An 8,574-nucleotide genomic window follows, 5' to 3' on the forward strand; every position below is an offset into this window, starting at 1 on the left:
TTTCTGCCGATATCGTCGGGCTCGAAAGCGCCCGACAGACGGCTCTCGAGGCGATTCCACTCGTCGGCGGCCGCGAGACGACGCTCGACCGACGGGATCAGTCGATCATCGAATCGATGTCGGTGATCTCCTCGGGCTCGACGGCTTCCTCGGGTCGGCGAACGACGTAGACGTCGTAGCGCTGGTCGCTCGCGACCGGGCCGCCGACGCTCGACTGCGGTGCGATCACCGAACCGGCGTTTTCCGAGCCGATGAACACCACCGAGGCTTCGACGTCGGCCGCGACGCGGCGAATCTCGCGGACGACGTTCTTCGTCGCGGTCGCTGTCGGCTCGTCGGAACTGACACGCTCGGTTCGAACCGTCGCCTCCGGCGCCGTCTCCGCCGCGTACTCCGCCATCCCGGATTCGACCGCCTCGAGGTCGAACGGTTCGCCCTCCGTGATCCAGCCCCGCTCCCGTGCGTACTCGTCGTCGTCCGGCACCACGGTCAGGACGACGACCTCCTCGTCGAGTAACTCGCCGAATTCGGTTGCTTTCTCGAGCGCGTTTCTCGCCAGCTCCGACCCGTCGAAGGGAACGAGTAGCGTCATACTATTCACTCACACGACAGCCAAAGTAAATGTTCGGCCTCCGACAGCCGACGGGACGCTCACTCGTCGGCTTCGATCACGAACACCGGACGGTCAGCGATTCTGACGAGCGCGTCGACGGTGCCGCCGAGGAGTTGTCGCCGCAGCGACGAGCGGCCGCGCGCGCCGACGACGATCACGTCCGCCTCGCAGTCGTCGGCTTCCGCGAGGATTTCCTCGTGTGGAACGCCCGTTCGGATCGCCGTCTCGATCGGAACCGACGCGTCTCGAGCCGACGCCGAAACGTCCTCGAGCGTCTCCTCCGCGGCCGCTCTCCGGCGCTTCTCGACAACCTCGGGATCGACGATCGCGTTGTCGTACTCGGTTCGGCTCTCGAGGACGGTGACGGCCGACAGTTCGGCGTCGAACTGACGCGCGAGTCCGATCGCGTGTTCGGCGGCGGCTGCCGCCGTTTCGCTCCCGTCGGTGGCGACGAGAATCGAATCGTACATGGTTTCGCTAGGGCTTCGGTCGACAAAGCTTCGGGGGCCACGCCGCCGACCACCGAAATCGGACCGAAACCTCGAAAGACTTTACGACGCGATTCGTAGCGACGACTATGTCCGACGAAGTTCCGGTGGAGTCGACGGATCTCCTCGTCCTCATCGCCGTGTCGCTCGGCGGCGGAACGCTCATCGCGTCGCTGCTCGTGACGCCGGCGGTCTCGCCGCAGTTCATCAACGCGATTTTCGTCAGCGCGATGTTTCTCGCGTTCTTTCTCTTTATCCCGATCATGGGCGCGCGACTGTTCATCGACGACGACGGCGAGGAGAGCGACCCCGAGGCCGAGACCGACGTCGAGCACTGACCGACCGTACTCGCTGTGCGCCCGGGAACCCACGGTCAGTTCCTGTCGGGCATCGTCGAGTGACGCGCGGTCCCCTTCATATCGGCCCGCTCCGACGGCGGCGGCGCCATCGTCGAGTGACGCGTGGCGCCGCCCGAGGTTCCGCTCCCGGAGCCGAGGTCGGTCTCGAGAAGGCCGTCGTCCTCGTCTTCGCCCGCTTCACCCTCGCTACCGTCCTCGTCCGAGCCCTCGACCGCGCCCGCGCTTCGTTGCTGGAGCTGTTCCTGTAGCCCCTCGAGTTCGCCCCCGACGTCCGAGAACGTCGACTCCACCGTCGACCGGAGCTGGTCGGCGAGATCGTCACCGTCGTCGACCTCGTCTTCGTCGGTCTCCGCGGCCGATTCACTCTCGTCCGCGTCGTCCTCGTCGTCGGCGAGCAACGCGTCGAGTCCGTCGCTCTCCGACGCCGTCTCGGCGACCGATTCGACCGTGTCCTCGATCACGCCCGTATCGTCTGCGTCCTCGTCCGGGTCCGCGTCCGCGTCGTCCGCCTCCCCCTCCGTTCCGCCGTCGGCCGACTCGTCGTCCTCGAGCGTCTCCGAGACGGCGTCGGCCGCGGTCTCGAGAAGCCCGCCCTCGTCGTCCGTATCGTCCTTGCCGCCGTCGCCCGCATCGCCCTCGCCGTCTCCGTCCGCGGTCGTCTCGCCGTCGTCCGTGTCGTCCGCCGATTCCGCCGGCTCGTCGGCATCGTCCGTGCCGATCGATTCCCGCAGTTCGTCGACCGCCCCCTCGAGCGCCTCGTCGTCGTCCCGCCCGGCGAGATTCGAGAGGTTCAGTAGTCGCTGTAGCTCCTCGACCCGCTCCGGATCGCCGCGCGCGATGGCCGCCGGGAGCGAGTCCGGCTCGCTCCCGTCGGGCAACTCGGCCAGTCCGACCGCCTCGAGCAGCGCCTCCGGATCGGCGTCTTCGAGCAGTTCGTCCGCGCGCGTCGCAGTCTCGAGGAGGTCCGCATCCCCGTCGGCGTCGTCCTCGTCGCGAAGTGCCGCCCCGCTGGCGGCCGCCGCCTCGTCCAGTATCTCCCGGATCTCCTGATCGAGGTTCTGGTGTTGTTGGGTCATGGGTGCTCGTGGTGGTCTCGGCGCCGCTTCGAGATGATCGTCCGACCGCTGTATCGTCGCTGCCGTCGGCTGCCGGCCCGCGCTCGAGCGACCGTCGCGATTTCGCTCTGTCGACCGACCGATCGGCTCCGATCGACCGTCAGTCTGCCTCGGCTTCGGGCTCCTCTTCCGCTTCGTCGTCGCTCGAGTCGGTTTCACCGTCGGTGACGGCCGTGATGATCTCCTCGGTCATCTCGTCGCGGCTGAGGTTGGCCTTCACGCCGATGTCCTTGGCCACCGACTGGAGGTCGTCGTAGGACATGACTCCGAGGAAGTCCTCGAGGGTGTCTTTTCGAAGGTCCGCAACGTCCTCGACCGACGGCCCGCTCTCGTCGTCTTCGGCTTCCGTCTTGTCCTCACCTTCCTCGTCATCGGCCACTTCGTCCTCGACTTCCTCGTCATCGGCCACTTCGTCCTCGACTTCCTCGTCATCGGCCACTTCGTCCTCGGCTTCCTCGCCATCGGCCACTTCGTCCTCACCTTCCTCGTCATCGGCCACTTCGTCCTCACCTTCCTCGTCATCGGCCACTTCGTCCTCACCTTCCTCGTCATCGGCCGCTTCGTCCTCGGCTTCCTCGTCATCGGCCGCTTCGTCCTCGGCTTCCTCGTCTTCGACCGACTCCTGGGCCTCGTCCTCGAGGTCGTCTTCCTCCCCCGCAGCGTCGGCATCGTCAACCTCGCTTTCGTCCTCGAGGGCCTCCTCATCATCCTCGTCCGCGTCGGCTTCATCAGCGGTCTCTTCCTCGTCGTCCCCTTCAGCCGCTTCGTCAGCCGCCTCCTCCTCATCGTCGCGCTCGAGTAACTCGTCGAGACCGCTGGCTTCGCTGACGTCTTCGGCAGTGTCGGTGACGCTCTCAGCGACCGACTCGGCCGTGCCCTCCTCGTCGGCGTCGTCAGCCGCCGCTTCGTCGGCCGCTTCTTCCTCGTCCGCCTCGCGTTCGGTATCGGGCTCGATGAGGCCCTCGAGGCTGCTCCCTTCGGTCGCGTTCTGGACCATCGAGCGAACGACGTCCTTGGCCTGGTTCTTCTCGATGACCTGCTGGAACGCGTTTCGGATCGCCTCCGTGAGGTCCGCCTGCATCTCCGCGCGGCTCTTGTCCTCCTCGAGTCCCTGGGCGATGGTCTCGTGAATCGCGCGTCCGAGCGCGGCGCCGAGTTCGCGACCGGCGCGTTCGCCCAGTTCGCGACCGACTGCGGCGCCGACGTCGCCGCCGTCGATACTGTCCTCAATGCTGCCGTTGTTGAGGAGTTCCGCCACGTCGAGCTGGTCCGTTACTTCCTGGCTGACCAGTTCCGTGAGGCCGTTTCCGCTCTCGCTCTCGCTTTCGCTTTCACTCATTTTCGTCACCTCGAGCGCTCGCCGAATCGGTGGTGGATCGCTGTCTCATCGTTATTCCTCCCCGCCCTCGTTTTCGTCGTCGCCGGATTCGTCGTCGGTACGTTCGGCGTCGTCCGGTTCCTCGTCCCCGCCAGCGTCGTCGGCGTCCGACTCGGATTCGTCGTCGGATTCATCGTCGGTTTCGCCCTCGCCGTCTGCGTCTGCGTCGTCCGTCGCTTCGTCGGCTTCGTCAGCGCTCTCGTCTTCGTCACGGTCGTCAGCGTCCTCGTCCTCGACGTCCGTCTCGTCGGCTTCTTCTTCCGACTCGTCAGCCTCGTCTTCGTCCGCTTCCGCTGACTCGTCGGCGCCGAACAGTTCGTCGACGACCATGTCGCCGACCGCGCGGCCGGCCGATTCGCCGACGTTCCGTCCGACGGCCGCACCGATTTCGGCGCCGAGGGCTTCCCCGAGGGGCCTGTCCTCGTCGACCTGCCCTTCCAGTTGTGTCCCCGCGACCAGTTCGTCGACGTCGATGTTCTCGAGGACTGCATCGTAGTCGATGCGCCGTTCGGTTGTCTCGGGTTCGGTACTCTCGCTCTCGGCTCCGCGTTCGGTCTCGCTTTCGCTCATCGTTAGGCTGCCTCCTGGGCGCCGCCGGATTGATCGCTCGCCTCGCCCGGTTCACCCTCCGGCTCGAGTTGCTCGATCACCTGCCGAATCGCCTGGCTGACGACCGATGCGACGAGATCCTCGACCGGAAGGCCGGGGATGAGTCCGACCAACCGCTCTTTCAACCAGCTGGTCGCTCTGGCGATCGGGCCGGGCGACTCGGTTGCCTCTTCCTCGCTTTCGCCCTCTTCCTCGGCGTCGGTTTCCTCGGCACCCTCTGCTTCTTCCACCTCCTCGTCGGGCGTTTCTTCGGCGGCTGCCTCGTCCGGCGCGGCCTCTTCGGCGCCGCCAAAGAGGCTTCTGAGCCACTCGACGGGCGTTCCGAGGATATCCTTCAGCCGGCTGAACAGCGACGAGAGAACCCCGCCAGCGTCCTCCGCTTCTTCCTCGTCCTCGGCGTCCGCCGTCTCGCCGCCGATGCCGAGCAGTTCCAGCGGCTTGCGCAGCACCTTCGTCAGGAACTCCTTGGGCCGCTCGAGCAGGCCACTGAGCAACTCGGTCGGGTTCTCGAGCAGGCCGCTCAGGGCGTCTTTCGCCTTTCCGGGGAGCTTCTTGAGAAACTCGATGGGCTTGCTCAGCACCTCTTTGGCCTTGTCCAGCATGGCGCCGGGGCCGTCGAGCAGTCCCGTGACGGCAGAGAGTAGGTTCCCGAGCAGGTTGTTCTCGCCCGGCCGCGCCGAGAGGTCGAGCTGGACCGGATTGAGGTTGACCTCGAGGCCGAGCAGGTCCAGGAAGAGCCCGTCGAGGTCGAGGTGCAACACGCCGGAGGCGTCGTCGCCCTCGTAGACCTCCTCGGCGTCCGCGGCGTGGTCCTCGGCGCGGTCGTCTTCGACGAGGTCACCGGTGTCGTCGCTGTCCTCCGATTCTGCTTCCTCGTCTGCCTCTTCGCCGGCGTCCTCGTCCTCGATGTCTTCTCCGACACCCTCATCGTCGGCTTCTTCTTCTTCAGGCTCCTCTTCCTCGGCTTCTTCTTCAGCCGCCTCGTCTTCGGCCTCCTCTTCGACGTCTTCGTCTTCTACCCCTTCTTCAGCCGGTTCATCCTCGGCCATTTCTTCGTCCTCCGATTCACCCTCGGACTCTTCTTCGGCTTCCTCGTCCGCCGATTCTTCTTCAGCTGCCTCATCCTCGGCTTCTTCTTCGACGTCTTCGGCCTCCTCGTCTTCGGCCGCTTCTTCGGCCTCCTCGTCCTCGGATTCCGCCTCAGCTTCGTCGCTTTCCGCTTCCTGTGCGTCCGACTCGTCTTCGGAATCGGATTCTTCGCCGTCCGGTTCGGCCTCCTCCTCGAGTCCGTCCTCCTCGACTTCGTCCTCGAGTTCGCCTTCGGGGTGCGTGTCTTCGTCGTCTTCGTCTTCCGGTTCCATCTCCGCCTGTCCACCATCGGGTAGCACCGTCCGGGTTGCGTCTCTCGCGTTCTCACCGTCGTGATGGGAGTCCGAGCGATCCGAAACGTCCATGGGATCGAGACACTCCTCGGAGCCGTCATCTTCTAGTCCTGCTGTCATTATACGCAAAACCCACGTGAGTGAGCGTTGTGGTAATTGCCCTTGCGTATGCGATTGTCGGGCAAAGCAACTACTCGCGAACGGACCGGTGCGAAAATCGGTGTGAGCGGACCCGCTCGAGTCGCGCGAACCCGGAACGACTCAGTTTAGTCTGGAGACACACAGCCGATACGCACCGCGCGTCTCGCCCTCGTCGTGGTACTCGACAGGCTCTTCGATCGCGGCGAGCGTGTCGCCGCCGACGGCGGCGGCCGTCGCGATTCCCGAAAATCGCTCGAGAGCGGTGGGACCATTTTCTCGGTCGAAACAGCGAACGGCGTGGGTTTCGGGATCGCGAACGCGGAAATTCTGGGCGCAGGGGGCGACGATCGTCTCGCCGGCGGCGGCGAGTCCGTGGACGAAGCCGCGGACCGAATCGTCCCACAGCGGTTCGCCGCCGTCGCCACCGTCGCCGGCGGCGTCGACCGTCACGATCCGGTGTTCGTTCGGGTGTCGTCCGTCGGTCTCGCGGCTCTCGACGGCGTAGGTGTTTCCGGTGACGAACGTCACCCGACCGTCCGCGATCGCCGCGTGATTCGGGTAGGCGTACAGCGTCTCGCCGTCGATCTCCGTCTCGACCGCGAGGTCGACGTGCCACCGTTCGGCGCCGCCGGAGCCGAGCAGGTAGCCGCGCTTATCGCCGTGGCTCGCGACCGCGACCGCGTCGCCGTCGACGGCGACGTCGCCGACGCGCCGGTCGCCCTCGGTGCCGGGGTCCCAGGTCCACTCGAGGTCGCCCGTCTCGGCCTCGAGGACGACGAGGCCGGTGTCGTGGTCGCCCATACAGCGGTTGTATCCCACGGCGAGCGTCTCGCCGTCGGCGTCTCCGTCGATCGCGATCGGCGAGGCGTCGGTCTCGTAGCGCCAGCGCACCGTCCCGTCGCCGTCGAACGCGTAGACGACGCTGTGCCACCGGCGCGTCTCGCCGTCGCGCTCGTAGCGTCGCGCGGCGGCGTAGACCCCGTCGCCGGCCGGATCGGGCTCGAGGGCGACGACGTAGGGGAGGTAGAAAATCGACTCGGAGACGGGTTCGCCGAGGTCGTCGACGGTGTCGTACCGCCAGCGCTGCTCGCCCGTGGCGGCGTCGTAGGCCGCGATCGTGCCCGTCTCGCCGCGACCGGCGACGACGATCGCACCGGATTCGGTCGCGCGGCGTCCCGTTCGCTGCGCGCCGAGGTCGGCGATTCCGACCGCGTGCTCCGGATGGACGGCCGTCCAGCGCGTCTCGAGCGAGTCGGTTCCGCGGGCGGTGACGGTGCCGTCCCACTCGCCGGTGAGGACGCAGTCGCCGCCCTCGGTCACGCAGACCGCAGAGCGCGTCCACATGTGACGGCTCCGGGCCGACTCGATCTCGCCGAGCGGGACGGACTCGAACTCGAGGTCGCCGTCTGAGTGTGGTCGTCGGTCTCGCTCGTGCTCTCGGTCCCGTTCTTGGTTCTGTTCGTGTTCCTGTCCTCGTCCCTGTTCGCCGTCGGTAGTGGCGCTGTCGGCAGTTTCGGACATCCGTTCTCACTCCTCGATCGGGAACAGTTCGTGGAGCATATCGTGGGATGTTCCGAGTCCGTCGACGATCTGCCCACCTTGTGTCGTCAGTCGCTGAACCGTCTGTTCGGCGTTGCGAACCTCGAGGAGGCGACCTCGCGTGTAGTCGTACTCGGGATCGTCGGCGTCCATCTCGGCGACTTCTTCCTCCAGGTCGACGAGCGCCGCGTCGAGGTGGCGTTCGATTTCGGCGAGGCTGTCGGCCTCGACGAGACCCTCGATCGGCCCGTCGATGTGGCCCTCGAGTTCCGTCTCGGCGTGGTCGCGGGCGTGTTGGTCCCCGACGCCGAGGACGTTCATCAGTGCGAGTCGTAGCGCTTCGATTTCGTGGCAGCTCATGTCTATCTCTGTGTCCGTGTTCGTGTGGTACTCGTTACACTCGTTACAGGTCAGTTAGCGGGCGATACCTCCGTCATAACGTCTGATCGACCAGTTCGCTGACGATCCGGTCTCGGTCGAGGTGATCCGCGACGATCCGTTCGGCGTCCTCGCTGGCGACGTCGCCGTACCAGATTCCGTCGGGATAGACGGCGACCATCGGCCCGTCGCCACAGCGACCGAGACACGACGAGCGCGTGATCCGGGCGTCGCAGTGCTCGGAATCGCGCACTTCCTGTCGCAGTCGCTCGAGGACCGACGGCGACCCCATGTCGGCGCAGGTCCGGTTCGTACAGACCGCGACGTGTTTCGCCGGCGCGTCGTGGGTGTGGGGCTCGTCGTCGACGTCCTCGCGGTCGGCGTGGGCCTCCTGATGGGCCAGCGCCCTGAGCATCGCCCGCGCGCCGCCGACGTCTTCCTCGTAGCCCTCGAGGTCGACCTTGTACTTGCAGGTGTCACAGGACATCTCGACGCTGTCGGTGCGCGCTTCCTGCCAGCGGTCGGCGAAGACGTCGAGCAGCCGCGAGTCCGTTCCGAGCGGCTCGCCCGCC

General features: G+C 66.4%; 10 protein-coding genes. 1 reads left to right on the forward strand and 9 read right to left on the reverse strand.

The window, feature by feature from the left end; translation table 11 throughout:
* Positions 1-97: 97 nt before the first annotated feature.
* Both C493_RS04480 and C493_RS04485 read right to left on the reverse strand, forming a co-directional pair.
* A complete protein-coding gene (locus C493_RS04480) occupies positions 98-592 on the reverse strand; it encodes a universal stress protein (RefSeq protein WP_007258219.1) in 495 nt (164 codons plus the stop codon).
* 59 nt (positions 593-651) lie between these two features.
* Positions 652-1,083, reverse strand: coding sequence for a universal stress protein (locus C493_RS04485; RefSeq protein ID WP_007258220.1), 432 nt, complete (start codon positions 1,081-1,083; stop codon positions 652-654).
* A 107-nt stretch (positions 1,084-1,190) separates the two neighbouring features.
* Here C493_RS04485 and C493_RS04490 point away from each other — a divergent pair, with 107 nt between their 5' ends.
* Complete coding sequence (locus C493_RS04490) at positions 1,191-1,439, forward strand: hypothetical protein (RefSeq protein WP_007258221.1); 249 nt, start codon at positions 1,191-1,193, stop codon at positions 1,437-1,439.
* 35 nt (positions 1,440-1,474) lie between these two features.
* Here the strand turns inward: C493_RS04490 and C493_RS04495 are convergent, their stop codons facing one another.
* From C493_RS04495 to C493_RS04525, 7 genes are all read right to left on the reverse strand, one after another.
* Positions 1,475-2,536: a hypothetical protein gene (locus C493_RS04495; RefSeq protein ID WP_007258222.1), complete on the reverse strand. Its 1,062-nt coding sequence runs from the start codon at positions 2,534-2,536 to the stop codon at positions 1,475-1,477.
* Positions 2,537-2,675: 139 nt separating this feature from the next.
* Positions 2,676-3,914, reverse strand: a complete 1,239-nt coding sequence (locus C493_RS23600; protein ID WP_007258223.1) for a hypothetical protein — start codon at positions 3,912-3,914, stop codon at positions 2,676-2,678.
* 51 nt (positions 3,915-3,965) lie between these two features.
* On the reverse strand, positions 3,966-4,523 hold the full coding sequence (locus C493_RS04505) for a hypothetical protein (protein ID WP_007258224.1): 558 nt from the start codon (positions 4,521-4,523) through the stop codon (positions 3,966-3,968).
* Between the two features lie 2 nt (positions 4,524-4,525).
* Positions 4,526-6,064 carry a hypothetical protein gene (locus C493_RS04510; RefSeq protein ID WP_049889128.1) on the reverse strand — a complete coding sequence of 513 codons (1,539 nt, stop codon included), beginning with the start codon at positions 6,062-6,064 and terminating at the stop codon, positions 4,526-4,528.
* A 141-nt stretch (positions 6,065-6,205) separates the two neighbouring features.
* The gene (locus tag C493_RS04515; RefSeq protein WP_007258226.1) at positions 6,206-7,606 is read right to left on the reverse strand and encodes an outer membrane protein assembly factor BamB family protein; all 1,401 of its coding nucleotides are present in this window, start codon (positions 7,604-7,606) and stop codon (positions 6,206-6,208) included.
* Positions 7,607-7,612: 6 nt separating this feature from the next.
* Positions 7,613-7,984: a DUF3209 family protein gene (locus tag C493_RS04520; protein WP_007258227.1), complete on the reverse strand. Its 372-nt coding sequence runs from the start codon at positions 7,982-7,984 to the stop codon at positions 7,613-7,615.
* Positions 7,985-8,057: 73 nt separating this feature from the next.
* A partial coding sequence (locus C493_RS04525) for a (2Fe-2S) ferredoxin domain-containing protein (protein WP_007258228.1) occupies positions 8,058-8,574 on the reverse strand: 517 nt, incomplete at its 5' end.

The sequence above is a fragment of the Natronolimnohabitans innermongolicus JCM 12255 genome (assembly GCF_000337215.1).
Classification (GTDB): Archaea; Halobacteriota; Halobacteria; order Halobacteriales; family Natrialbaceae; genus Natronolimnohabitans; species Natronolimnohabitans innermongolicus.

Coding starts and splice junctions, on each gene's coding strand:
- C493_RS04480 (WP_007258219.1), bottom strand. CDS start 592: ATGACGCTACTCGTTCCCTTCGACGGGTCGGAGCTGGCGAGAAACGCG.
- C493_RS04485 (WP_007258220.1), bottom strand. CDS start 1,083: ATGTACGATTCGATTCTCGTCGCCACCGACGGGAGCGAAACGGCGGCA.
- C493_RS04490 (WP_007258221.1), top strand. CDS start 1,191: ATGTCCGACGAAGTTCCGGTGGAGTCGACGGATCTCCTCGTCCTCATC.
- C493_RS04495 (WP_007258222.1), bottom strand. CDS start 2,536: ATGACCCAACAACACCAGAACCTCGATCAGGAGATCCGGGAGATACTG.
- C493_RS23600 (WP_007258223.1), bottom strand. CDS start 3,914: ATGAGTGAAAGCGAAAGCGAGAGCGAGAGCGGAAACGGCCTCACGGAA.
- C493_RS04505 (WP_007258224.1), bottom strand. CDS start 4,523: ATGAGCGAAAGCGAGACCGAACGCGGAGCCGAGAGCGAGAGTACCGAA.
- C493_RS04510 (WP_049889128.1), bottom strand. CDS start 6,064: ATGACAGCAGGACTAGAAGATGACGGCTCCGAGGAGTGTCTCGATCCC.
- C493_RS04515 (WP_007258226.1), bottom strand. CDS start 7,606: ATGTCCGAAACTGCCGACAGCGCCACTACCGACGGCGAACAGGGACGA.
- C493_RS04520 (WP_007258227.1), bottom strand. CDS start 7,984: ATGAGCTGCCACGAAATCGAAGCGCTACGACTCGCACTGATGAACGTC.